At 60.9% G+C, this 729-nt stretch carries 1 protein-coding gene and 1 pseudogene; both read right to left on the bottom strand.

Annotated elements, in window-relative coordinates:
• On the bottom strand, window positions 1–230 hold a 230-nt coding region (locus AC0ZT5_RS35150), incomplete at its 3' end, for an endonuclease domain-containing protein (RefSeq protein ID WP_488500164.1).
• A gap of 268 nt (window positions 231–498) precedes the next feature.
• Window positions 499–729 (bottom strand): annotated as a pseudogene (locus AC0ZT5_RS35145) (cysteine--tRNA ligase); the annotation flags it as partial.

The raw sequence follows: 729 nt of genomic DNA, 5'->3' as shown, positions 1-729 counted from the left end.
ACATGCCCAGCATCCGCATGCTGGCTGCCATCAACCTCAACAATCAGCTTTTTGTCCGAGCAGGCAAAATCAACGATGTAGGGTCCGATCGGCACCTGCCGTCGAAAGCTCAATCCCATCAGCCTGTGCGCGCGTAGCTCGTTCCAGAGCTTCAGCTCGGCATCGGTCATCACACGACGCATGGATTTTGCATTCTTGCGCTGGCGTGGCGGGACGAGGTCGTGACCCATCAGGCGCCCTCGTTTTGAAGGTTGGCGAAATCATGGATGATGGCCAATCTCCCCCCTTGCGGGGGAGATGTCCGGCAGGACAGAGGGGGGTGCTGTCCCTCCGGCCCATCAGCCAATTGTGGCGATGCCGTGAGCTGTTTGTCGATGGGAATGGATTGAGAGGTTGGCGATCCTTCCCACCCCCCTCTGTCCTGCCGGACATCTCCCCCGCAAGGGGGGAGATCGGCTGTCACAGGCGCTTTCGCCAACTTGGTATTCAGCGCCACCCTCACCGCTTCACCTCCCACGTTGTCACGCGCTCTCCGGTGACGGGGTCCTTGCCGTCCTTCAATTGTACGCCTTGTGCCAGCAGTTCGTCGCGGATGCGGTCGGCCTCGGCCCAGTTCTTCGACGCGATGAGCGCGAGGCGATTGGCGATCGCCTTGGCAACACCACCTTCATCAATGTCGGCCGAGGCGACATCGAAGCCGAGGAACAGCAGCGACGCCTTCAGCGAAGC

The sequence above is a fragment of the Mesorhizobium sp. CNPSo 4670 genome, from assembly GCF_057784235.1.
The sequence above is the reverse complement of the archived record's forward strand: the minus strand, read 5'-3'. Positions and strand labels throughout refer to the sequence as shown.